General features: G+C 41.2%; 18 protein-coding genes. 8 read left to right on the forward strand and 10 right to left on the reverse strand.

Going from position 1 to position 24,077, the window contains the following annotated elements; genetic code table 11:
* The first annotated feature begins 88 nt into the window (after positions 1-88).
* A complete protein-coding gene (locus tag V5804_RS07555; protein ID WP_369590773.1) occupies positions 89-1,015 on the forward strand; it encodes a cobalamin-binding protein in 927 nt (308 codons plus the stop codon).
* 10 nt (positions 1,016-1,025) lie between these two features.
* Entirely contained in the window at positions 1,026-1,775 is a 750-nt protein-coding gene (locus tag V5804_RS07560; RefSeq protein WP_369590774.1) for a PPK2 family polyphosphate kinase, read from the forward strand.
* Positions 1,776-1,780: 5 nt separating this feature from the next.
* Here V5804_RS07560 and V5804_RS07565 read toward each other — a convergent pair whose 3' ends face one another.
* Both V5804_RS07565 and V5804_RS07570 read right to left on the reverse strand, forming a co-directional pair.
* Complete coding sequence (locus tag V5804_RS07565) at positions 1,781-2,092, reverse strand: hypothetical protein (protein WP_369590775.1); 312 nt, start codon at positions 2,090-2,092, stop codon at positions 1,781-1,783.
* Positions 2,093-2,099: 7 nt separating this feature from the next.
* Positions 2,100-2,330 carry a DUF433 domain-containing protein gene (locus tag V5804_RS07570; RefSeq protein ID WP_369590776.1) on the reverse strand — a complete coding sequence of 77 codons (231 nt, stop codon included), beginning with the start codon at positions 2,328-2,330 and terminating at the stop codon, positions 2,100-2,102.
* Positions 2,331-2,484: 154 nt separating this feature from the next.
* Here V5804_RS07570 and V5804_RS07575 point away from each other — a divergent pair, with 154 nt between their 5' ends.
* Positions 2,485-3,561, forward strand: coding sequence for an NADH:flavin oxidoreductase/NADH oxidase (locus V5804_RS07575; RefSeq protein WP_369590777.1), 1,077 nt, complete (start codon positions 2,485-2,487; stop codon positions 3,559-3,561).
* Between the two features lie 138 nt (positions 3,562-3,699).
* Here the strand turns inward: V5804_RS07575 and V5804_RS07580 are convergent, their stop codons facing one another.
* The 3 genes from V5804_RS07580 to V5804_RS07590 all read right to left on the reverse strand — a co-directional run bounded on the left by V5804_RS07580 (position 3,700) and on the right by V5804_RS07590 (position 7,294).
* Positions 3,700-5,043: an alpha-L-fucosidase gene (locus tag V5804_RS07580; RefSeq protein ID WP_369590778.1), complete on the reverse strand. Its 1,344-nt coding sequence runs from the start codon at positions 5,041-5,043 to the stop codon at positions 3,700-3,702.
* Between the two features lie 380 nt (positions 5,044-5,423).
* The gene (locus V5804_RS07585; RefSeq protein ID WP_369590779.1) at positions 5,424-6,176 is read right to left on the reverse strand and encodes an MIP/aquaporin family protein; all 753 of its coding nucleotides are present in this window, start codon (positions 6,174-6,176) and stop codon (positions 5,424-5,426) included.
* A 2-nt stretch (positions 6,177-6,178) separates the two neighbouring features.
* Complete coding sequence (locus tag V5804_RS07590) at positions 6,179-7,294, reverse strand: MBL fold metallo-hydrolase (protein ID WP_369590780.1); 1,116 nt, start codon at positions 7,292-7,294, stop codon at positions 6,179-6,181.
* A 160-nt stretch (positions 7,295-7,454) separates the two neighbouring features.
* Between V5804_RS07590 and V5804_RS07595 the strand changes: the two genes are divergently transcribed.
* On the forward strand, positions 7,455-7,973 hold the full coding sequence (locus V5804_RS07595; RefSeq protein ID WP_369590781.1) for a hypothetical protein: 519 nt from the start codon (positions 7,455-7,457) through the stop codon (positions 7,971-7,973).
* A 698-nt stretch (positions 7,974-8,671) separates the two neighbouring features.
* Here V5804_RS07595 and V5804_RS07600 read toward each other — a convergent pair.
* Both V5804_RS07600 and V5804_RS07605 read right to left on the reverse strand, forming a co-directional pair.
* Positions 8,672-10,039: a SusD/RagB family nutrient-binding outer membrane lipoprotein gene (locus tag V5804_RS07600; protein WP_369590782.1), complete on the reverse strand. Its 1,368-nt coding sequence runs from the start codon at positions 10,037-10,039 to the stop codon at positions 8,672-8,674.
* Positions 10,040-10,058: 19 nt separating this feature from the next.
* Positions 10,059-13,325 carry a SusC/RagA family TonB-linked outer membrane protein gene (locus V5804_RS07605; RefSeq protein ID WP_369590783.1) on the reverse strand — a complete coding sequence of 1,089 codons (3,267 nt, stop codon included), beginning with the start codon at positions 13,323-13,325 and terminating at the stop codon, positions 10,059-10,061.
* Between the two features lie 897 nt (positions 13,326-14,222).
* Here V5804_RS07605 and V5804_RS07610 point away from each other — a divergent pair.
* Positions 14,223-14,429, forward strand: coding sequence for a hypothetical protein (locus tag V5804_RS07610; RefSeq protein WP_369590784.1), 207 nt, complete (start codon positions 14,223-14,225; stop codon positions 14,427-14,429).
* Positions 14,430-14,534: 105 nt separating this feature from the next.
* On the opposite strand, the gene V5804_RS07615 is transcribed toward V5804_RS07610, so the two are convergent.
* The 3 genes from V5804_RS07615 to V5804_RS07625 all read right to left on the reverse strand — a co-directional run bounded on the left by V5804_RS07615 (position 14,535) and on the right by V5804_RS07625 (position 20,497).
* A complete protein-coding gene (locus V5804_RS07615; RefSeq protein ID WP_369590785.1) occupies positions 14,535-15,962 on the reverse strand; it encodes a SusD/RagB family nutrient-binding outer membrane lipoprotein in 1,428 nt (475 codons plus the stop codon).
* A gap of 12 nt (positions 15,963-15,974) precedes the next feature.
* Entirely contained in the window at positions 15,975-19,274 is a 3,300-nt protein-coding gene (locus V5804_RS07620; protein WP_369590786.1) for a SusC/RagA family TonB-linked outer membrane protein, read from the reverse strand.
* 263 nt (positions 19,275-19,537) lie between these two features.
* Positions 19,538-20,497, reverse strand: a complete 960-nt coding sequence (locus V5804_RS07625) for an ion channel (RefSeq protein WP_369590787.1) — start codon at positions 20,495-20,497, stop codon at positions 19,538-19,540.
* 713 nt (positions 20,498-21,210) lie between these two features.
* Here V5804_RS07625 and trpD point away from each other — a divergent pair.
* Genes trpD through trpB form a run of 3 tightly spaced genes read left to right on the forward strand, consistent with a single transcriptional unit; the run spans position 21,211 to position 24,045 of the window.
* Positions 21,211-22,200 carry an anthranilate phosphoribosyltransferase gene (trpD, locus tag V5804_RS07630; protein WP_369590788.1) on the forward strand — a complete coding sequence of 330 codons (990 nt, stop codon included), beginning with the start codon at positions 21,211-21,213 and terminating at the stop codon, positions 22,198-22,200.
* Positions 22,201-22,210: 10 nt separating this feature from the next.
* A complete protein-coding gene (locus V5804_RS07635) occupies positions 22,211-22,852 on the forward strand; it encodes a phosphoribosylanthranilate isomerase (protein WP_369590789.1) in 642 nt (213 codons plus the stop codon).
* Between the two features lie 11 nt (positions 22,853-22,863).
* On the forward strand, positions 22,864-24,045 hold the full coding sequence (gene trpB, locus V5804_RS07640; protein WP_369590790.1) for a tryptophan synthase subunit beta: 1,182 nt from the start codon (positions 22,864-22,866) through the stop codon (positions 24,043-24,045).
* Positions 24,046-24,077 lie beyond the last annotated feature (32 nt).

Consider the following 24,077-nt stretch of genomic DNA (forward strand, 5'->3'; position numbering starts at 1 on the left):
CCCCCTTGCCCCCTTCAAAGAGGGAAGAGGACCAGGGCGTTGATCTTGCAAGCGTTTGATAAAGAGTGAAGTTATAATTTAATCGTTTGTGAATCAAAAAAGAATCATTTCCCTGCTGGCCGCCGGAACCGAAATTATATGCGAACTGGGTTTGGAAGCACAATTGGTTGGCCGTTCGCACGAATGTGATTTTCCGGAAAGTATTTTGCATGTGCCGGTTTGCTCTTCGGCGATGCTGGATCCGAATGCAAATAGTTTGGAAATAGACAAACAGGTAAAAGGCAGCTTAACCGACGCACTTTCTTTTTATCAGCTTGACCGCGAACTGATCAAGCAACTCAAACCGGACGTCATCATCACCCAAACACAATGCGAGGTTTGCGCCGTGAGTTTTAGCGATGTAGAAAAAGCATTGGAAAATTTGCTGGATCATCCCGTTCAAATTATCTCGCTGGAACCTAATAACCTCGATGCTGTTTTTACCGATATAAAAACAGTATCACAGGTTTTGGGCGTGCCCGATCGCGGAGCAGATTTGACAGAACGGATGCAGGAACGAATGGAACTGATTCGGCACAAGCTCAAATTCATCACCCAAAAACCAACCGTGGCTTGTATCGAATGGATTGAACCGTTGATGATGGCCGGAAACTGGACGCCGGAAATGGTGGAAATTGCAGGCGGACAAGCTATTTTAGCGCAAAGCGGAAAACATTCGCCGGCTATTGATTGGATGGATTTGGTGGAGGCTGATCCCGAAATCATCATCGTGATGCCTTGCGGTTTTAATATCGAACGGACTTTGAAGGAAATGGACACGTTGCTGCAGCAACCGTATTTTAAGGATTTGCAGGCTGTAAAAAACAACCGGCTTTTTATTGCCGATGGAAACCAGTACTTTAACCGTTCCGGTCCGCGTATTGCCGATTCGGTTGAAATTTTAGCGGAGATCATCAATCCAAAACAGTTTATTTTTGGTTATGAAGGTACAGGTTGGATAAAATTTAGTGTGTAAAAGAAGCATCATGGGCAAGAAAATCAAACTATCAGATATTTCCACTTCTCCCGAAGAAAAAATAACCAAAGAAGAAGCGGCCAAAGAAAGCAGCAAACTGATTGAAAAACTGGCGGAAATCCAGGATAAATTGTATGCCCAAAAGAAGTACGATGTGCTGATTATTTTGCAGGGGATGGACGCTTCGGGGAAAGACAGCGCAGTTGAGCATGTTTTTTCGGGCGTAAACCCGGCCGGGTGCAGGGTAAAATCATTTAAAGCGCCAACGGAAGAGGAACTGGCACATCATTTTTTGTGGCGGATAAGTAAAGAATGCCCTGAAAAAGGCATGGTTCAGATTTTTAACCGCTCGCAGTACGAAGATATTTTGGTGCCTTCCGTCAACAAATCCATAGACGATAAACTGATTAAAGCGCGTTGCGAAGAGATTAACTGCTTTGAAGGCGGTTTGGTAAGGAACAATACTATTATGATGAAATTCTATTTGCACGTTTCGCAAAAAGAACAGGAAGAACGCTTGCAGGCACGCAAAACCAACGAATACAAACGCTGGAAATACCAGCAGGAAGATATTGCCGCCATCAAAAAGCACGACGATTTTGCCAAAGTTTACGAATATATTTTTGAGCATTGCGCCGAAGCTGCCCCTTGGAACATTATCCCTGCCGATAAAAAATGGTATAAAAACTATGCTATTTTAAATACAATTGTGCTGGAACTGGAAAAGTATGAGATCCATTTTCCAAAGGTGGAGTTGTAGGATTTTTACAAATCTTCGGCTGAAACTATCAATATTTTAGGCAAATCATTGCTTTTTAAAATCGAACTTACTTTTTCAATATACGGTTGCAAAGTTTGATGTTTATTGTCTTTGGCCAATAATACAATAAATTTTAAATCTACCTTATTTAGGTTTTGCTGGTTTTTTAGGTTTTTGTCTAAGGTGATAAAAATATCAAAACCATTAAAAGCTGCCAAACCTAAAAGTTCGCCGTTTTTCTTTCCTAACCAGCCCATGTCTCTCACTGTTTTCACAAAATAACCTTCCCCAAAATCGTACTTAACTTTGGTTGGCATGTTTTCGTCAAGCAAAATTTTCACTAAGCAATTTTTCAGATGTTAGCGTTTTGCTTGCCATTTTAAGAACTTGTTGGGCGTATTCTTTTTTTACAGTCGGAAAATTTTCTAAAAATTCGTCCAAGGTTTCTCCTGTTTCAACATAATCAAACAAGGCTTGGATAGGCACACGTGTTCCTGTAAAAACGGGAGTTCCGCCCATGGTTTCCGGGTCAATATTAATTGCGCCGTAATTCATCGTTTATTGTTTTTGGTGATATCAAAACTACAAAAATAATTCTGAAGGTTGAATTGGTATTTAATCACGACTATTTCTATTCGGCGTATTTTGTTTTGAAACCAGTTGGCTGCCCTTGTGTTCTTCCTAAAAATATACCGATAAAAGAAGCATCATGGCAGCACTGTTTAAACCATTAACCATAAAAAGTATTGAACTAAAAAACCGGATTGTGATTTCGCCGATGTGCGAATATTCGAGCGTTGATGGTTTTGCCAACGATTGGCATTTTGTACATCTTGGCAGCCGCGCGGTTGGCGGTGCCGGTTTAATCATTACCGAAGCAACCGCGGTTTCTCCGGAAGGCCGGATTACACCAGACGATTTGGGGATTTGGAAAGATGAACATCTAACAGAACTAAAAAAGATCGTCGGTTTTATCCATCAAAACGGTTCGGTTGCCGGTGTGCAGTTGGCGCATGCGGGAAGAAAAGCAAGCCATCAATCGCCTTGGAAAGGCGGAATGCTGATCCCAAGCAATGAACCGGAAGGCTGGCAAACGGTTGCACCAAGTGCCATTCCGTACAAAGAAGGGACCGAAACGCCAATGGCTTTGGACGAAGCCGGACTGGCAAAAGTAATCAGCGATTTTAAGGAAGCAACCAGAAGGTCTGTCGAAGTTGGTTTTAAAGTGGTTGAACTTCATGCCGCGCATGGTTATTTGCTGCACCAGTTTTTATCGCCGCTAACCAACCAGCGGACGGACGAGTACGGCGGTTCTTTTGAAAACCGGATCCGCTTTTTGCTGGAAGTAACGGTAGCCGTACAGGAAGTTTGGCCTAAGGATTTGCCGTTGTTTGTCCGTATTTCGGCAACGGATTGGGCAGAAGGCGGTTGGAGCCCGGAAGAATCGGTTAAACTTTCAGTAATTTTAAAAGAAAAAGGTGTTGATTTGATGGATTGCTCTTCCGGCGGATTGGTTTCCTGGCAAAAAATAGCAGCAGGCCCAAATTACCAAGTTCCGTTTGCCGAACAGATTAAAAAAGAAACCGGCATACTGACTGGTGCTGTTGGTTTGCTTACCCAAGCAGAACAAATGGAGGAAATCATTGCCGGCGGACAAGCTGATTTGGTATTGATTGCCCGGGAATCTTTGCGCGACCCATATTTTCCACTACATGCGGCGCAAGAATTAGGCGTGGATGTAAAATGGCCAGTGCAATATGAACGGGCAAAGCATCAGCATAAATAATGATTTTTAGGTGGTAAAAGAAGCATTGGTTCAATTGCCACGATACTTCTTTTACAGCCAAAAAGTTGGTCTGGCATAAATTTATGAGCCTTAAAGGGCTCATTTTTCCAAATATCATGTTCACCTAAAACCCCCAGATTATTTATTTCCAACTTCCAGTACAATTACCTGGTCAGGGTCTTCTGCTGTGGGCTGCTGCACTTCTAATAATAAATTTTTATTTTGGAGGCCAACTTTTACAGGACGCTTTGTTTTAAGCAAATATGCCTTTTTGATTTGTTTATAAGGAAAGTTTTCCAGGGTAAGGCTGTTCCCTTCGGGATTTAAAGGGTGTACATATACCTTTCCGGATACCTGCGTTAAACAGCCCCATTTTTGCGGCCTGATGAAACCGCCTTTGGTTTGATAAATGCTTTCGCCGTAAGTTTTTAACCAAGTGCCCATCCAATTAATGCGGTCCTGAAATTCCTGTTGGATCTCGCCGTTAGGCATTGGGCCGATGTTAAGTAAAAGATTGCCCCCGTTTCCTGCCGATCTTACCAAAAGGTTAACAAGCTGTGCTGGTGTTTTATAGGTAGTGTCTGTAAGGTTAAACCCCCAACTGTTGTTAATGGTGGCGCAGGTTTCCAGCGGAAGGCCGGAGATTTTTTGAAAACTTAACCCGCTTGTGTTTTCGCCGGGCACATCCTGTTCAAACATTTGAAAATCCTCACCGGGTAAAGGCGACATGTGGTGGTTATTGCCAATTAGGCATTGCGGTTGCAGCCGGTGAATCAGGTCGTAAATTTCACGGATATGCCAGTCAACGCGGGTGTCGTTATCTTTCCGGCCTTTACTTTCCTCGTCCATCTGGTCCCAGTAACCATCAAACCAAATCCCGCCGATGGTGCCATAATTTGTTAAAAGTTCTGTTAACTGGTTTTTCATAAATGTAATATAATCATTCCAGTTGCCTCTTTCTGTCCGTCCGGTGCCTTTGCCGGTCCTGCCCGTCCAATATTGGTAATCGTCCCTTCTCCAATCCAGCAGCGAGTAATATAAAAAAAGTTTAACGCCTTGTTTATGGCACTCATCGGCCATTTGCTTTACAATATCCTTTTTGTAAGGCGTGTGCATGATGTTAAAATCAGAATACTTGGTATCCCACATACTAAACCCGTCGTGGTGGCGGGTAATTAAAGTGATGTATTTCATGCCGCCCTGCCTGGCCAAGCTTACCCAGTTTGCGGCGTTAAAATCAACCGGGTTAAAAAAACGCTCCAGCCGGGTATAATTTTTTACCGTGATGTTCCTGTTGTTCATCACCCATTCGCCCGAACCCGGAATGCTAAACGGGCCCCAATGGATAAACATGCCATATTTTGCATCGGTAAACCATTTTCTGGCTGCTGTATTTTGCGGCGAGGGTTGATAGCTGTTTGTTTGTGCATGTGTGCCGGTCATTAAAAACATGAACGCCAGCGCAAGTAAGCTTTTTTTCATCGGTTTAAATTTGTTTGGCTTTTAATGGCCCTGCTTCTTTTATCCCTTAAAAAACAGCAAGGTTTTGTAAAGCTATTTAAAATTATAGGACAAAAAACAATCATGCTTTTTTTAGCATTAAGAATTTTTGTTTTCGTCATCCGGTGCTGCATAAAAATATAACGTGCCCCTTGTTTTTTGGGTGATAAAAGAAGCATCTCAAACCGTACGGACAAGTTAAACTAATGCCTGCCCTGATTTGCAAATTACTGGTTCTTTGGGCCAAAAATTTCTAATCTCATTATAATAATACTTATCCATTTAACGATGCTTCTTTTACAGGCAAAAAATTAGTGCAGCAAAGAAAGCCGTCAAAATAGCGTTAAAAGAAGTATTGTTATTTACAAATCTTTGCTGATGTTTTGGTGTTTTTTAAAGTGGTATAATTTAGCCACTTCTGATCTTAAATGTTTCAGCCAGCCCACGTTAAAAACCAAAACTGCAATCATCGTCCCGATAAGCGGCGCAGCCCAATAGAGCCAGTAGCCCGACCAAACATGGCTAACCACCGCTGGGCCAAAACTACGGGCGGGATTGGTGCTGGTGCCAGAAACGGGGGCTTCTACATAAACCATGATGCAATAAATGACGGGCATCATAAAAGGCGTAAAGTTTTTCAGTTTATCATGGCTGGTAAAAAACAGGATGACGGCAATCAGCACAAAAGTTGTCCAAATTTCACCGATAAAAGCAGCACTGACCCCGTTTGGTATGGTAATGCCGTAATCCATACTTAAACCTTGCTTTCCCCAAAAAAGTAAAGGCACGCAGCCAAGCGCGGCACCTGCCATTTGTGCCACAACAAAACCAAGCATATTTTTAAACTGCATGTTTTTTCGCAGCCAAAAAGCAATGCTTACCATCGGGTTAATGTGCGCACCGCTGATTTTGCCCACCGGGGAAATGGTGATGAGGCAGCCGGTTGTGCCAAATAAAAAACCGGAAATTGCCCTTCTCAGGCCAGCATCCGGGATAAGTTTAAGCACCGGCGAACCTTTCCCGTTAACAAAAATCACAAACGATAAGCCGACCAAAACCAATAAAGCCGTACCCACAAACTCCGAGCAATAAGCTTTTAAAAATTTAGGGTCCATTTTTATTTAAAAGCTTCCCACCATTTGTTCACATAAGGCTTGCCATTGTAGGTATAAGTTTCTCCGGGTTGCGGAATTAACAGTTGGATTTTTTTCTGCGGAGCCAATTCCAATAATCTCTCTACCGGTTGTGTCCAGGTATGAAAAGCCAGGTTAAAAGTGCCCCAGTGGATGGGCATCATCAGGTTGGCGTTTACAGCGAGAAAAGCATCTACAGCATTGTCTGGGCCCATGTGGATGTCTTTCCAAAGGTCGTTGTACGCGCCAATTTCCAGCATCGCAATGTCAAAAGGGCCGTACTTTTCGCCAATGGTTTTAAAAAGCGGGTGGATGCCCGAATCGGCACCAAAATAAACTTTATGGGTTGGGCCTTTGATGATGTAGGAAGCCCAGAGCGTAGTATTTCTGTTGGTAATCCCTCTGCCCGAAAAATGGCGCGCCGGAGCAGCAGCCAGTTTAAAACCCGGCCAGATTTCTTTTTCCTGCCACCAGTCAAACTCAGTAATCTGGTTTTTGCTGATGCCCCAATTTTCCAAAATCCGGCCAACACCCAGCGAGCAGAAAAAAGGGATGCTTCTTTTACCCAATGTTTTTACGGTTGCTTCATCCAGATGGTCGTAGTGATCGTGCGACAAAATGATGGCATCAATTGGCGGCAAATCTTTTAAAGCAATTGGTGCGGGAAAGAAGCGTTCCGGGCCAAAAAACTGAAAAGGCGAAGCGCGTTTTGCCCAAACCGGGTCTGTCAAAATCCGCTTTCCGTCAATCTCGATCAACAAAGAAGAATGGCCGATCAACGTTACGCGCAAAGTATTTTCCGGCAATGTATTTAATAGCGGAAGGTCAACCGGGAAAGGGCCGGGCGGGATACGCGGCGTACGGTTGGTGTGGTCTTTGGTATATTCTGCCAAAACCTTAAAAATACTGGAAGACAGACCGGTTTGCGTTGGGATGGGGTTAACAAAAACTTTACCGTTAAAATTAGGCGAGTTATACATGGAAGCAGCAACAGCAGGGGAGGGTTTTGGTTTTGGGGAAGCCGGAACAGGAACCAATGCAGCACCGGCAGCCAGCGCAGCAGTAGATTTGATGAAATTTCTTCGTGATTGCAGTTTCATGTCCGAAAGTTTTTAAATGGGTACTGCAAGATGCTGTTTTTACCGGTATAAATTAAAGGCTTTTTTTTGTGATTGCTGTATTTTAAGCGCCTCTCTTTTGGTCATGAATTTAGGGTGAGGCCTTAAAAACATTAAACCGCCAAATCCATTTTAAAAGGATATGACAGAAGCGTTAAACCAAACCAGGCAGCCTTACCAGCCGGAAAATATACAAATCTTGTTTGTGGAAGAAGCCGTACAACCCGGAAATATGTTTTTCTACCGCAAAAACTCCAATGTTTTTAGGGCGGTAAAAGAAGCATTCGGCCAAGTGTTTGGGGAATTTAAAAGCCACGAAGATTTTCTTCAGTTTTTTAAAGCAAACGGCTGTTATGTAGATTATTTATGTCCGGACATGATCAATGGGCTAACCATAGAATTTAGAAAACAGGTAAGGACCGACAGCATTAAACCCTTAAGCGAACGGCTGGTTTCGCTGCAACCTAAAGTTGTGATCACAGTAATGAAGGTTTTGGAAAAAGAAGTGTTGGAAGCCATCCGCTTGTCCGGGATTGATTCTGTTGCCTATACCAAAGCCATCGCGTTCCCGGCCCATAGCAAAACCAATGCGGATAAATGTGTGAACGAATTGGTGGCGGTTTTGGAGGAGTTGCTGGAGATTGGGATTTTGGGCGATTAGTTTTTGAATATTTCGATAAAAGGGTTTTCAGGAAAAATTTCCTGATCAAATACTTAGAGCCTGATTAAATTTTGTTAAACTTATTTGCCATGCTTCTTTTACCACATAAAAACCATTGTCTTTTTTGTGGTTTTTGTACCCGTAAAATATTTTGGCACACCAAATTTATAGGCATAAAAGAAGCATTATAGATTTTTATGATGGAGTTGTTTAAACTTTTAACTGCCATCATCTTATTATTTGTTTGGTTTGATAAAGGACACACTCCTAACCCCTCTCGAGAGGGGAAATATGGCGCCTACCTTTTTAACGTTAGAAAAATAGCAAACTGTGCTTCCCCTCTTGAGAGGGGCAAGGGGTGTGTTTCGCTTCTAAATTTAAAAAAAACATAAAGAGCCTGTTTAAAATTTGCTCAATATATTTTCAGATGCTTCTTTTATCACCTAAAAATTGTAACATTTAGTTTTGATTTATTCAAATTGAAATGTACACCAATTTTTATAGGGTAAAAGAAGCATCATCATTTTTTCTCTTATAAATTTAAACAGGCTCAAAGATAAATACCTGAACAAAAAATTTAAACAACTTCGATAGAAATTTAAACAGGTTCTTTTTGAAGTAAAAATTAATAAATAAAAAAGCGGACTATTTAAAATAGCCCGCTTTTGTTATAGCATTGATAAAAAAGGTAAAATTATTTACTTATCCCACCAAACCCTTTTTAACATACTGGTGTTTTTGGGTGCATTTGCATTATACCTTTGCTCGCCGGATGGATACAGTAAGCTTCTTGGAATTTGGCCATTTAGTACGCCACTAGCGTTTGGAGTAAGCTGCGGATAACCGGTACGTCTCCAGTCTGTCCAGGTTTCCGGGTTTAAAAAGTTGGCAATATACTTCTGTACCATAATATCTTTTAAGGTAATATTAGCGGCTGTTTTAGTATAAGTACCGGCATAGGCGCTGCTGCCAACAGTTCTTGTCAAATTTGCACTTACGGCATTGTTATAAGCTGTAGCGGCGGCAGCCTTATTTCCTTTTTGAAATTGAGCTTCTGCCTGGATAAACATCAACTCATCATAACTAAGCAAATATACGGCAGAGTTAGCACTGCCGTATAAAGTGCCTAAGCCTCCGTTGCCATCGCTGTAAACAGCTAAACGGGGATCTTTGGCAGGCACTTCCGCAGGGTCTGCTGTTCCGGCTAATAAATCATATATGTAACCGGTAAAAGCTATGTCTCCGCTTCTCTGATTGTAGAATTGATACCATGGGTTTTGCGAAGTTACACTTGCTCCGGAAAACGGTACCGCAGCGTCATCAGTGTTTGATGTAAAACCTAACGCCGCTTCGGCTAAAGCTTTATCATAATTAGCGGGGTCTATTTTTACCAAATGTAAATAAAGTTTAGCCCTTAATGAATGTGCAAACCGAACCCATTTGCCCATATTGCCACTATATAGTACATCATCTGCTCCGGGTTGCGCTGTAGTTTCCGTTTTGGCAGCCAGCGTAATGGCATCACTTAATAATTTATCAAGCGTTGCATAAATAGATTGTTGCGGATCATAATGTGGTTGCAAATTTGCAGTTCCCTGAAATGCTTCTGTGTAAGGAACATCTCCCCAAAGATCAGTAGTTAACCCTAAAGCGTTGGCCATCATTATCCTTCCAATTGCACCATAATGTGCCTGGTTTGCAGCATCAGCGATTTTTATCAGGGAATTGGCATTGTTCATGATACCGCCGCCGTACAAACCGGTAGTCCACATATTATTAACGTCATCAGTAGATACGGCATAAGTATTGGCTAATGCAGACTGATTGGCAGCACCGGTAACCTGTTGCATAAAGGTGGAGGTAAAACGGGAAGCATCGCCATTCCACTCGTATCCGGTACTTTGAATAATGCCGGGGAGCAAATTTGTAGCGATTGGTTTTTGCAACTGGGAAGGATTATCATTAATCCCCGGATAAAAGTACCCTTTTTTGCAAGCGGTAAATACAACGCCAATCGTAAGCATCATAAATCCCTTGATAAATATATTTTTAACTTTTAATTTCATGTCTTATAGTTTTATCTAATTAAAACCTAACTTTTAAATTAACACCGTAACTTGATGCTCCGGGGTTGTTAAAATAATCAATGCCCTGGGCCTGGCTTGCACCTGTTAAACTGGTTTCAGGGTCAATGCCTTTATACGGTGTCCATATAATGACATTACGGGCAAATGCACCAAGGGAAAACCCTTTAATAAAGGTGGCTGATTTTCCAAAAATCAAATCTTTAAAGTCATACGATAAAGTTACTTCACGTAATTTAACAAAAGAACCATCTTCAATAAATTCCTCATTAAGATTACCAAAACCGCCACCATTACCCTGATACCAAACTTGGTCTAACGGTACATTGAGCGCATTTACAGCGCCTGCGCCTGGTAATTCTGTTTTACCGTCTGCTGCATAATGTACTAAGTTGCCGCTGGCATTTAAATGTCCTGAAACTCCGTTAAAAATTTTATTCGTGTTCCTGTTAGAAGTTAGATCAGATGTACCAATAGCCGCTAATGAGCCACGTGTACCGTCCCAAATATCTCCCCTAAACTTCCAGTCAATTAAACCATATAAAGATACTTTTTTATAAGTAAACGTATTGCCAAAACCCATACGGAACTTAGGGTTAGTATTACCAATTATTTTTTGATCGTTGGTATTACTGATAGGGTAACCACTAACATGCGGAACGTTGGTTACCTTGCCATTGGCATCAACCTGTTTTGCATCGCTTACCACAATATTATTGTTATTATCACGGGTATAGCCAAAACCATAAATACTTGCAGCAGGTGCCCCTGGCAGTTGTGCAATTAATGTTCCGGTAAAACCATTCAAAGTGATTTGGTTAACTCCGGGTGCTAATTCAAGTACTTTGCTTCTGTTTAGGCTAAAGTTTACAAAAGAACCCCAGGTAAAATTCCTGCTTTTTACGGGTGTGCCATTTACTGACAGTTCAAATCCGTTGTTCCTAACCGATCCGGAATTTAAAGTGATAGATGTATAACCAGTAGAGCCTGATATTGGAGCATTTACCAACAGGTCTGTTCCTTTACTGTGGTACACGGTTGCATCAATTCCTAATCTGTTTTTAAAGAATTGCAATTGAAGGCCTCCTTCGTAAGATACTGTTTTTTCGGGCTTCAAAAGGCTGTTGCCTAAGTTAGCCGTTAAACCATAGCTTGCCAAACCATTGCTTGGGTAAGCTATACCTGTTGTATAGCCGTCTGCAAAACTACTTGGTGCATAAAAACTGCTTGTTTGGAATGCAGCGGGGGCATTTCCTACCTGGGTTGCTGAAAGGCGAAGTTTACCAAAGCTTAACACATCGTTATCTTTTAATGCACCTAACTCAGAAAATACAAAACTTAAGTTAGCGGATGGATAAAAAAACGAATTGTTGTTTTTTGGCAAAGTTGATGCCCAATCGTTTCTGCCAGTTGTTTCCAGATATAATATAGATTTATAACTTAAATTTAAATCATAGTAAGCAGAAACAGTTCTATACGGTGTAATCAAATTATTGGCTATTACCGTACTGGCATTAGCTACATTGTTAAAACCCGGTGCAACTAAAGCATCGCCGGTTGTATATAAGTTATTAAGCTTAGTGCCAAAAAAGTTATTTCCTATTTTCCCGTCAAATTGAAAATCTGATCCCAATTTTTTTGTATAACTTAAAATTAAATCCGAATTAAGGCTTCTGTAGCTGTATTGATCATCAATTACGCGGCCGCCCGGAAAAGCACCTGATTGGATTTCATAATACTGATGCCTGTTATCCTGATAATCATCAGTACCTAAGCGGTATAAGGCACTAAAACCACCACCAATATTATAATCTAACTGGATGTTGCCAATTATACGGTTAAGGTTGGTGGTAAAAGGGTTTTGATTAATTGTCCAAAATGGGTTATCATAGATTCCGTTTCTATAGGATCGTTGTGTACCGTCCGGAAATAGATAAGCAGCCGGGTCGGTAGGGTCTTTTCGTCCAAAAGAGTTATCAAATGATATGGGTGTCCTGGTTAAACCAAGCATGATACCTGAAAGATTACTTCCTTGTTGTGCAATATTTCCATCGCTTGAAGTATAAGTCATGTTGGTTGAAGCCCTCAACTTTTTTGACACGTTTAACTGACCTGAGAAAGCAACAGAAGTTCTTTGATAATACTGGGTAGGAACAATAGAATTTTGGTAAACATTGGTAACAGAAGCCCTATAAGTGGCAATATCACTGCCACCGCTAACTGCAACTGAATTGTTAAATGTAGCTCCGGTCCTGAAAAAATTATTCAGGTTATCATAAGGTGTAAAGGGTACTTTCGCTAACGGATTTGATTTACCTACAATATTCCCATTTACATCGTATTGGTTTGGAACACCAGTCCTGAACAAGGTATCAGCTTTAGCACCCCAGGAATAACGGCTGGTAGATGTATTGGAAGGAATAGTTCCGTCTAGGCCTTTAATATATTCATGCTGAAGTTTTGGTAGTTTGTTTACCACATCAAACGATACACCGGCATTAAAATCAACCTGTACCCTGCCGGCTGCACCTTTTTTAGTAGTGATTACAATGGCGCCATTAGCTGCACGGATACCATAAAGCGCAGCAGCTGAAGGCCCTTTCAATATTGATACACTTTCTATATCGTCAGGGTTAATATCAGCACCTCTGTTAATCGGGGTGCCGCCTTGTAACGGGTCTGTGGTTTGGTTTTGAGAATTGTCAATAGGCATACCATCAATTACAAATAAAGGCTGGTTATTCCCTGTTAAAGAGTTTGTGCCTCTTAATTGGATATAAGTTGCAGAGCCCGCCGTACCTCCTGATGAGGTAATTTGCACACCGGCAACCTTGCCGGCTAAAGCTCCAATGGCATCAGATTGGTTTGCGGCAACTAAATCATCACCTTTTACCTCTTGTATAGAATATCCCAAAGCTCTTTTCTCTCTTCGGATACCCAAAGCTGTAACAATAACTTCAGTCAATTGTGTATTGCTGCTTTGTAAGGAAACATTAATAATTGATTTACCGGCAACGGGTATATTTTGAACAGTATAACCGATAAAAGTAAACACAAGCACATTATTGTTAGCCGCACTGATAGAATACCTTCCATCTGTCCCCGTTACCGTACCAACCGTTGTCCCCTGTACCCGCACACTTACGCCTGGAAGCGGCAACCCATCCTCCTTGGCCGTAACTGTACCGGTAACCGTACGGTTTTGTGCATAAGTCTGAGCGGCAAACAACAGCAGGAAAACCGTACATACATGTAGAAGTTTTTTCATGTTTTTAGTTAAAATTAGATAAGTTTTTAAATTCAATAGAATTGGGAAGTAAAGTTAAAAAATAATTATTAATTACTGGTGAGGGCGTATTAAAAGTTTTTAAGCTGTTTGATTTTTTTTTTGGAAAATTGTAATGCTTCTTTTATGCCTATAAATTTGGTTTGATATTGAAGTTGTTTAAACTTTTTGTTCAGGTATTTATCCTTATGTTTTTTTAAATATCTAAGCGAAACACACCCCTTGCCCCTCTCAAGAGGGGAAATATGTCGCCTACCTTTTTAACGATGGAAAGATAGCAAACCATGCTTCCCCTCTCGAGAGGGGTTAGGGGTGTGTCCTTTATCAAACTGAACAAATAATAAGATGATGGCAGTTAAAAGTTTAAACAACTTCATTCTGTATTGATAAAAAAGCAAGGAAACCTAATGGTTTTAGGTGATAAACGAAGTATCAAAATAAATTGAGGGTTTGTTTAATACTTGTTCAATATATTCCCTATGCTTCTTTTACCGCATAAAAATCAGTGGCTCATTGTGCTTTTTGTATCAGCATATATTTTTTAAAAACAGGATATACAGGCATAAAAGAAGCATTATAAATTTTTGTTCAACTTAGTTGCCATGCTTTTTTTACCACATAAAAACCATTGTCTTTTTGTGGTTTTTGGACTAATCCAATATTCAGGCACACTAAATTTATAGGCATAAAAGAAGCATTGCAATTTTTTATGATACAAATTTAAACAGCCTCTCAAACTTGTTTGTAATATTAACAAATTTTTTACCTTAAAAAATTCAACATATTTAGGCGGCGAAAGAAGAACTTAGCTATGCTTATGGGGATTTAAAAGCCGTTAAGAATTTCTTCAGCATTAAACCCTTTAGCAAACTGCTGGTTTTGCTGCAACCGAAAGTGGTGATCACGGTGATGAAGGTTTTGGAAAAAGAAGTGTTGGAAGCGATTCGCTTATCTGGGATAGATTCTGTTGCCTATACCAAAGCCATTGCTTTTCCGGCCCATGGCAAAACCAATGCGGATAAATGTGTGAACGAGTTGGTGGCGGTTTTGGAGGAGTTGCTGGAGATTGGGGTTTTGGGCGATTAGTTTTTGCAATCAACAACAAATTATATAGATGTTTTTAAATAAAACCATGAAAACAAAAATAGGCTACCTGATTACAGATAGCCTATTTTTTAATAAAACCGGTATTTAAAATTTATCAAAGAAAAGTTTAGTAGTAACAGCATCGCCACCAATGGCAGTACCGGCTGCTGATACGTTAGCACCATTTGTATTTCCTTCATTTACAGGATAAGTAAAACGAACAGGAAATGCAGATAATGCAGTTGCCGGGGCAACAAGCACAGGGGCATCCAATCTGCGTTGTTCAATCCATGCATCCCAACCTCTGTTATACAAGGCTATCCATTTTTGGATCCCTATTTTTTGTTTATAAGTGCCGCTGGCGGTAAGATAATTTACAGAAGGTTGTGCAATATATAATTCTGCACTATTTGTTGTTCCTTTCCACTCAAGAACAGATGCCGTAATGGCATTGTTGTAATGGGTTGCTGCATCTCCTCCAACATTATAGCCTCTTTCTACAGCTTCCGCTAAATTAAATTCAGTTTCTGAATAGCTTAACAAAATTCCGGGAAAATCAGGCGCAGTAATAGTTGTGCTTGGTTTGGAAAAAGTTGCATAGTTACTTCTTTTTCCGGGAGTACCGCCAGAATAACCACCGCTTGCGTCTGTGGTAAAATACAAAGGTAAGCGAGGGTCATTTGTACTTTTTAACTGATTCATTAAAGTTGTACAGGCAACAAAATCTTTTCTACCGCTTTGTACCAAATCAACCCAAATTGGATTGGTATTAGGCGGTGCACTTAAATATTGAAAATAAGCGTTATTGGAATTTGAAGAAAATACTCCGGCAGCCACTGCAGATTCAACTACTGTTTTTGCTTTTGCATTATCCAAATCTGAAATAGTGATACCCATTTTTAATTTAAGTGTATTAGCGAAAAGCTTCCATTTTGCAGCATCGCCACGATAAATGATATCAGCAGGGCCTAAACTGCTTGAACCTGTATTGAGTATGGCAACATCAGCATCCAAACGGGTTAATAAATCATAATATACTGTTTTTGCGTCGTCGTATTTTGGAAACAAAACGTTATCATTTAGCGCCTGGGTGTAAGGTATATTTCCGAATGTAGTTAATAAATAATAATAAGTATAAACTTCAAGTACATCGCTAATTGCTTTGTTTGTGTTCAAATTAGTAGTACTTAAACCTTCGCTTGCACCCAGCGTTTTCACCTGTTCAAGGTTTTTAAGCACGTCCCGGTATAATGCATTCCAGATACCATCCCGAATAGTTCTGGTATTGATATCGTAATTTGATTCATCGGTATAAGTTGTTTCCTGCCATTGCTGTTCAATTAACCGAAAAATATTCAGGTTAACACTTGAGGACGTTACCGTATTTGTAAGTACACGTTCAGCATTGGTAAAAACTGTTGCTGAAGGTACAATAAGCGGTGATTTTGGGTTAACATTAATATCTGTTATCCCCTTTTTGCAGGCTGTTGTAAAAAGAAGGGCCGGCAACATTGCATATAATATTTTTTTCATATAGTTTTTTAATTAAAAACTGAACCTTGCATTAAAAGAAAAAGTCCTGGTAGTGGGTATTGCACCACTTTGATAACCTTGAAAGTTACCCGAACTTAAAGTTTCTTCAGGATCGGAATAAGGAAGATTTTTGTGGATGATCCACAAGTTTCTTCCAATTAGCGATAAATCTATTCCTTTTACGGGGCCTAATTTACTAACAACGCTTAATGGGAATGAATAGCTTAATAATGCTTGCCTTAATTTAACATAACTTGCATCATAAACAAAAGCTTTGTTAGGATTACTTTCATACCCATACAAACCTGTTCCAGTATTATCAGCCCTTATAGTATTAGGTTTACCGTCAGCAGTTACACCGGGTAAAATAACACCACCACCATCATTAAGTGCGTTTCTTGAAGGTTTTCCAAGATCGTTTAACCCCGCTGTTTCAGGGTATAAGCCAGTATCCATACCATAATAGGTATCTAATGAAAATACACTGCCGCCTTTTCTAACATCTACAAGGAAGCTTAAAGACCAGTTTTTGTATTTAAAAGTATTGTTAACACCACTCACCCAATCCGGGTTATAATTTCCAATCACCTGGTTTGAATTAGATGACCTAAGATATAGACCGTCAGCACCTACTGTTTTTTGCCCGTTAGTATAAACAAAATCAGTTCCCCGTATTGTTCCTAAAGGCTGGTTTAAAGTAGCATTGATTGATATGCCGCCCTGAAGAGAAGCTAAAACTAAATTGTCTGCCTGGTTACCGCTTGCATCTTGGTATGTAGCAATTAACTTATTCCGGTTTCTGGTAAAGTTAACATCCATGCGCCATGAAAAATCTTTAGTTTTAAGCGGTGTACCGTTTAAAGATAATTCCAAGCCTTTGTTTTGTACCGTACCAGAGTTTTGGTATTTATAAGAATAGCCTGTTGACGTTGATACCGGTACTGCTATTAGCTGGTCAATAGTTTTAGTAACATAGTAACTGCCGTCTAATCCTAAACGGCTACCAAAAAACTGAAGTTCAAGCCCGCCCTCTGTGCTCCTGGTACGTTCAGGTTTTAAATTTGGAGTGTTTTGGGTAGTAGAAATATTAGCCTGCGGTATAGAACCAAAAGCTGAGCCTAAAGAATAAGTATTAGTTAAACTATAAGGGTTTGCATCGCTACCCACTTCTGCAAAATTACCTCTTAACTTACCATAAGACAACCACTTGTATTGCTTCAGCAATTCGGAAAAAATAAATCCGCCTGCTACTGAAGGGTAATAATATTCATTTTTTCCGGCGGGTAATGTAGAAGAAACATCTCTTCTGATGGTTGCGTCTATGTTTAGTAGTCTTTTCCAGGTTAAAGTACCTTCGGCATAAATGCCATCTACTTCTCTTCTTGCATCTGTTTCCACGGGTGGAATAGGCGTATTCAAAGAATTATTTATGGCATAAATGCCGGGAACAACTAAACCACCGTTAGTTGAGGTTCCTGGCAAACCCGGCCCTATAGGCGGAGCTGAAGACTGAAAACGTTGTTTACGGATATTAGTACCTAAAACAGCTTTTAAATTAAAATCTTCATTCAAATCTTTATTTGCATTCGCAATTAAATCATAATTGGTTTCATTAAAGCTTAAATCTCTTCTGGTATAAGAAGATACGCCTGTAGCACCAACTGCCCTTCTTTCTTCCTGTAATTGTGTCCAATTATCAACGGTAACACGGCCTAATATATTAATCCAATCGGTAACTTTATAATTGGCAAATACATTGCCGAAATAACGATTACGCGTATCTGACTCGTAGTTTTGGTAGCGGATAAAATAAGGATTGTCCCAATAAATAGGGGTAAGGTTTGTAGGGTCAGCAAAGTTCCAGCTTGCGTTCTTTCCACCTGATGCAAAATACTGCTGTTTTAATTCCTGGATATCATTGTTGACTTGATACCATTGGCGGAAAGAGTTCAAAATATTATCAGACTGATAGCCTGTTCCGTACCGGCCTAAACCAACAGTATTGGTATAATCAATATTGGCACCTGCACTTAGTTTATTGGTTACATTATAGGTACTTCCAAAATTGATACTATTTTTAAGAATATTACTATTCGGCATAATGCCATTCTGGTTATCACGCGTATAGCCTAACTTAAACGAACCTTGATCTGTACCATTGGTTATAAATATACTTTGGTTGTCGGAAACCGGATGGGTAAAGAAAGTAGAAAGGTCATGTGCAGCAGCTACCCATGGTGTGGCTTTACCATAATTGGGTGACGAAGGCGTAAATGCATCCCATTGATAAACTTGTAGGTTAGGATCAAATCGGGCACCGTAGGAAGCATCCTCACTTAAAGGGTCAACTAAACGTCCGTTTGGGTCTGTAGCTTTTACTGGAGCAAAACCAGCATTCGGGTTACGAAAAAGAAACCTACCCGTTGCATCTTCATAAGAGGGGCCGTAGCCTCCTCCATATTCTTTTTGGTATTTAGGAAAGGTTGATTTATCAATCCCTGAAACGCTAACACCTGCATTAACTACAATACCAAGTCCCTTTTTAGCTTTTTTAGTGGTAATTAAAATTACACCATTGGCTCCCTGAGAACCATATAACGCTGTAGCCGCAGCACCTTTTAACACGGTAACTGACTCAATATCATCAGGATTTATATCTGCAGCAGGGCTGCCATAATCATATCCGCCTCTTCCTGTTCTTTGATCGCTTGGGTTTAATGATGAGCTGTTAAGCCCTCCATTACTAAAAGGTACGCCATCAACCACAAATAAAGCTTGGTTATTGCCACTAATTGATTTTACACCGCGTAGTACCACATTAGTAGAACCGCCCAAACTGTTGGATTGACGAATTTCTAAACCTGATACTTTACCGGAAAGTTCGCTTGCAAAATTTGAATTACGGGTTTTATTTACCTCATCTCCGGATATTTGCTGAGCGGCATAAGATTGTTGGTTACGTGTCCTGGTTAAACCCAAAGCTCCGGTTACCACAACTTCCCCTAACTGACGGCTACTGCTGGTTAAAGTAACATTAATAGTCGTATTTGATCCGACAGGTATTGTTTGCGTACCATACCCAATAAAGGTAAATGTTAAACTACTGTTTCTGGAAGGTACGCTGATGGAAAATTTCCCGTCAACACCCGTTACCGTGCCAATTGTCGTCCCTTGTACCCGCACACTTACACCCGGAAGCGGCAACCCATCCTCCTTAGCCGTAACTGTACCGGTAATCGTACGGTTTTGTGCGTAGGCCTGGGCAGCAAACAACAGCAGGAAAACCGTACATACATGTAGAAGTTTTTTCATGTTTTGAATAAATTAGTTTAGTTTTAAATGTTAAATTCTGTTAAAAGTAGTGAGTAAAACTAAGATTATTAAAGTTTATTGCAAAAAAAATTAATAAAATTGGGATGTTTTGCCCGTTTTACTAATAATTTTAAAATTTACAGGTGTATTTGCCATAATACTTCTTTCAAATAGGGGTAAAGATTCGGGATTGTAAATACTCATATTAAAAGTTGTGCATGTAAGCTATTAACCGGGTCCTGTTTTACCTGAATGGCCTGGGGTTAACCCTTAACCTGTCCCTCCAACACCACTTTTTCCATGTCGTCAATTTTATTCAAAGCCAAAACATGGACACCGCGTTCATCGCGGGCAAAAGCAGGCAAAAATTTGGCGCCCCAAATAATTTCTTCATCCGTGTAGGAGGTGCGGGAATGTACCGTTTGCGAAAAGTTGTCATCAAAAGCTTTCAGCATCACAATAAACTCGGCTTCGTTTTCCTGCAAAAATTTGAGGTCTATCGTTTTAAGCGGGCTGTCTTCGGTAATGGGGTGTACCACGGTCCAACTTAATGTAAGCAAATTGATATTGTTTCTTTCCAGTTCCAGCGGCACAAACTGGCGTACCGCTTTTCCCTCAATTACAGCATTGTACGTCAGCATCACCTGCACTTCCAGCTCAATCAACTGGTTGCTGCGGAAGTTGGCCAGCCGGAACATCAACGCCGTAATATCATGATAAGGGGCAACAACCATGTTTTTACTGTACCTGATTTTGGCCGTCGGCCTGGAAAAACGCCCGTACAACAGCCCGGTGGCCAGCGCAAAACTGAGCAAACCAACCAGCGATTCGAGCGCGGCAACCGTGCTGGCCGCCAACCCAGACGGGCTGATATGCCCGTAACCAACGGTAGAAATGGTTTGTGCCGAGAAGAAAAAAGCATCCATAAAATGCTGAAAACCGGAACCGCCGGGTTTAAGCCCGTCCAGGTTTTTGATACCGATGAGCAAATAAACCAACGCAAAAAACACATTGAGTATAATATAAGCCGCAAAAACAAGCAGGTTAAACTTTGCCCACGACATATTGATTAAGCCGTTGTACACATCGGCCGTGCGGAAAAAAGGCAAGCCGGTGCGGCGGCTGTTGGAAGTCCCGTCTCGGTTAATGGTGCGCTGGTTTTGTACAACCGGTTGCAGGCCTAGTCCCAGATCGTCCTGCATGGCAAATTTTGTTTTCGGCATTTTATGTGTTGAAGTTGTTTAAACTTGTTTCTGCAGTTAAGTTGTTTAAACTTTTATTATTCATTACATCGTTCATTACAGCTATTTATTAAAGGACATTAAAGGACACACCCCTGACCCCTCTCGAGAGGGGAAGCATGGCTTGCTACCTTTCCAACGTTTGGAAAGGCGACGTTTGCAGGTTCCCCTCTTGAGAGGGGCAAGGGGTGTGTCCTTTATTTTTATGCCATAAAAGAAGCATCCGAAATTAAGTTTAAACAACTTTAGTTTAATGTTAGATACTTCTTTTATCGGTAAAAACAAGGTCATCCCCCTAACCCCCTTCAAAGCGGGGAAGCCTGTCGCCTACCTTTCTAAATTTTAGAAATTTGGAAATGGAAAGATGTCCGCCCTGGTTCTCTTTCCCCCTTCGAAGGGGGTTAGGGGGATGAATTGATCGGTTTTGTAAATATTTCTGTTCTAATATAAACAAAAGTCTGAACAAACTTATAGCCATACTTCTTTTACCACTATAAAATTGGTGGGCATAAATTAAAAAATCATTTATAAAAAAGTATCGTAAAAGAAGCAAAATTATCCGCGGCGCAAAGATTAAAATCGCCATGCTTCTTTTACCGACCTATTTTTGTTGACCGTGGCTTACCCGTTTTTACCTTTGTGTTCCTTGTGTTTATCCGTTCAATTGCCTTAGCTTTGGGCAGTAATAACCATACATGAAAGCCATACTCAACCATTTATTTGAAAACCGAAGTTTTGCCAAAGAAGAAGCTAAAAATATTCTGATCAATATTGCCCGTGGCCAGTACAACCCTTCGCAAATGGCGGCTTTTATCACGGCTTATTGTATGCGCAGCAGCACGATTGACGAGATGGAAGGTTTCCGGGATGCGATGCTCGAGCTTTGTGTGCCGGTGAACCTGGAAACCGAAAACCTGGTTGACCTTTGCGGAACGGGCGGCGACAGTAAAGACACGTTTAACATTTCTACCCTGGCGTCTTTTGTGGTTGCCGGTGCGGGGTACAAGGTTGCAAAGCACGGCAATTACGGCGTTTCTTCCGGTTCCGGTTCTTCCAACGTGATGGAATATCTGGGCTATCAGTTTACAAACGAAATTGACCGCCTTAAAAGAAGCATCGAAACGGCTGGGATTTGTTTTTTGCATGCGCCTTTGTTTAACCCGGCCATGAAAGTCATCGCACCCATTCGCAAAGAACTCGCTGTAAAAACTTTTTTTAATATGCTTGGGCCGATGGTCAATCCCGCAAAACCAAAAAACCAGATGGTGGGCGTTTTTAGTTTGGAACTGGCACGGGTTTACGCGTATTTGTACCAAAAGACAGATAAAAATTACACCATTGTTCATTCGTTGGATGGTTATGATGAAATTTCGCTGACCTCGGATTTTAAGGTTTTCTCTAACCAGGGCGAACAGATTTGTAAACTGGCCGAATTTGGTTTTGATAAATTAAACTCAGCCGAAATCAGCAGCGGCCATTCCGTCCCGGAAGCGGCGACAGTTTTTATGCAGGTTTTAAACAACGAAGCAACCGAAGCGCAAACCAATGTCGTTTTGTGCAACGCGGCGATGGCCATCAAAACAATCCATCCCGAAAAATCATTTGACGAAAGTTTTGACGAAGCAAACGTATCTTTGCGCAGCAAAAAAGCTTTAAACAGTTTTAAAACATTGTTGACCAATTAAATAAAGGGCGATGAAAATTAAGGTTTGTGGAATGAAGTATCCGGATAATATGGTAGCAGTTGCCGCTTTGCAGCCGGATTACTTAGGTTTAATATTTTATCCGCATTCGCCGCGTTTTGTGGGTTACGAGCCAAACGAAGCTTTGACGGAGCTTCGTTTACCGGCAAAAAAAACAGGCGTTTTTGTGGACAAAGACTTTAGCACCATCAAAAGCCTCATCCAAAAATACCATTTGGATGCCGTGCAGCTTCATGGAAGCGAATCTGCAGAAACCTGCGCCGCTTTAAGAAAAACGGTTGAAGTGATCAAAGCTTTTGGCGTGGACGAACATTTCGACTTCAATCTGCTTAAAGCATACGAAAATAAGGTTGATTACTTTTTGTTCGATACCAAAACAACCGTTTATGGCGGCTCCGGCAATAGTTTTGACTGGCGTGTCTTAGAAAACTATACGTTGAACGTTCCATTTTTTATCAGCGGAGGTTTGGGCAATGAAAACCTAAGTTCTGTTTTAGAATTTAAACACCCGGCCTTTTATGGCTTGGATTTGAATAGCAAATTTGAAGACGAGCCCGGACTAAAAAATATTAAAAAACTGGAGGAGGCTTTTGCCTTGATCAAAGCGCAGGATCAATCGTTTCCCTCCATCTAAACCTTAAAAAGATGAAATACGGAGTTGATGAACAAGGTTATTACGGCGATTTCGGCGGCGCATATATCCCCGAAATGCTCTACCCGAATATTGAAGAACTGAGGCAGCAATACCTGGAAATTACCACGGATGCTTCTTTTATCCATGAATTTAACCAGTTGATGCGTGATTACGTGGGCCGCCCTTCGCCTTTGTATTTTGCCAAACGTACTTCGGATTTGTACGGTGCCAATATTTATTTTAAGCGCGAAGATTTAAACCATACCGGTTCGCACAAAATTAACAATGCCATCGGCCAGATTCTCCTTGCGCAACGTTTGGGCAAAACCCGGATCATTGCCGAAACCGGAGCAGGCCAGCACGGCGTGGCAACGGCAACGGTTTGTGCGCTTAAAAATATCGAATGCGTGGTTTATATGGGCGAGGTTGATATTGAACGCCAGGCGCCAAACGTGGCACGGATGAAAATGCTGGGCGCAACCGTTATCCCGGCAACTTCTGGTAGTAAAACGCTGAAAGATGCCACCAACGAAGCGATGCGCGACTGGATCAACAACCCGGAAGACACACATTACATCATCGGTTCGGTGGTTGGCCCATATCCTTATCCCGAAATGGTTGCCCGTTTTCAGTCTATCATTTCCAAAGAAACCCGTAAACAATTGCTGGAACAAACCGGACGAGAACTGCCTGATTATGCCCTGGCCTGTGTTGGCGGCGGCAGCAATGCGATGGGCATGTTTTACCATTTTTTGGATGAAGAAAGCGTAAAATTGGTAGCTGTGGAAGCTGCCGGAAGAGGCGTGGATTCGGGCGAATCTGCCGCGACGACTTATTTGGGGCGCGAAGGTGTTTTGCATGGAAGCCGTACGATTTTGATGCAAACCGATGACGGACAAGTGGTAGAACCCTACTCCATTTCAGCAGGGTTGGATTATCCCGGGATTGGCCCGCAGCACGCACATTTGCACAAAATCAAACGTGCGCAATACGTTAGCATAACCGATGACGAAGCAATGGAAGCCGGCCTGGAATGTTCGCGTTTGGAAGGTATTATCCCGGCGATTGAAACCGCACACGCTTTGGCGCAATTGAAAAAAATGAACTTTCAAGGTGATGAAACGGTGGTGGTTTGCCTTTCCGGCCGCGGCGATAAAGACCTCAATACTTACATCAACCACTTCGGATTTTAGCTGGACTGTCATGCCGAAATTTTTTCGGCATC

Source organism: Mucilaginibacter sp. (genome assembly GCF_041088075.1).
Lineage (GTDB): Bacteria > Bacteroidota > Bacteroidia > Sphingobacteriales > Sphingobacteriaceae > Mucilaginibacter_A.

What these genes read in the sequence shown, in the direction of transcription:
- V5804_RS07620 (WP_369590786.1), bottom strand. Translation starts at nt 19,274, where the DNA reads ATGAAAAAACTTCTACATGTATGTACGGTTTTCCTGCTGTTGTTTGCT.
- V5804_RS07635 (WP_369590789.1), top strand. Translation starts at nt 22,211, where the DNA reads ATGAAAATTAAGGTTTGTGGAATGAAGTATCCGGATAATATGGTAGCA.
- V5804_RS07560 (WP_369590774.1), top strand. Translation starts at nt 1,026, where the DNA reads ATGGGCAAGAAAATCAAACTATCAGATATTTCCACTTCTCCCGAAGAA.
- V5804_RS07605 (WP_369590783.1), bottom strand. Translation starts at nt 13,325, where the DNA reads ATGAAAAAACTTCTACATGTATGTACGGTTTTCCTGCTGTTGTTTGCC.
- V5804_RS07575 (WP_369590777.1), top strand. Translation starts at nt 2,485, where the DNA reads ATGGCAGCACTGTTTAAACCATTAACCATAAAAAGTATTGAACTAAAA.
- V5804_RS07570 (WP_369590776.1), bottom strand. Translation starts at nt 2,330, where the DNA reads ATGAATTACGGCGCAATTAATATTGACCCGGAAACCATGGGCGGAACT.
- V5804_RS07595 (WP_369590781.1), top strand. Translation starts at nt 7,455, where the DNA reads ATGACAGAAGCGTTAAACCAAACCAGGCAGCCTTACCAGCCGGAAAAT.
- V5804_RS07580 (WP_369590778.1), bottom strand. Translation starts at nt 5,043, where the DNA reads ATGAAAAAAAGCTTACTTGCGCTGGCGTTCATGTTTTTAATGACCGGC.
- V5804_RS07600 (WP_369590782.1), bottom strand. Translation starts at nt 10,039, where the DNA reads ATGAAATTAAAAGTTAAAAATATATTTATCAAGGGATTTATGATGCTT.
- V5804_RS07565 (WP_369590775.1), bottom strand. Translation starts at nt 2,092, where the DNA reads ATGCCAACCAAAGTTAAGTACGATTTTGGGGAAGGTTATTTTGTGAAA.
- V5804_RS07590 (WP_369590780.1), bottom strand. Translation starts at nt 7,294, where the DNA reads ATGAAACTGCAATCACGAAGAAATTTCATCAAATCTACTGCTGCGCTG.
- V5804_RS07585 (WP_369590779.1), bottom strand. Translation starts at nt 6,176, where the DNA reads ATGGACCCTAAATTTTTAAAAGCTTATTGCTCGGAGTTTGTGGGTACG.
- V5804_RS07615 (WP_369590785.1), bottom strand. Translation starts at nt 15,962, where the DNA reads ATGAAAAAAATATTATATGCAATGTTGCCGGCCCTTCTTTTTACAACA.
- V5804_RS07625 (WP_369590787.1), bottom strand. Translation starts at nt 20,497, where the DNA reads ATGCCGAAAACAAAATTTGCCATGCAGGACGATCTGGGACTAGGCCTG.
- trpD (WP_369590788.1), top strand. Translation starts at nt 21,211, where the DNA reads ATGAAAGCCATACTCAACCATTTATTTGAAAACCGAAGTTTTGCCAAA.
- trpB (WP_369590790.1), top strand. Translation starts at nt 22,864, where the DNA reads ATGAAATACGGAGTTGATGAACAAGGTTATTACGGCGATTTCGGCGGC.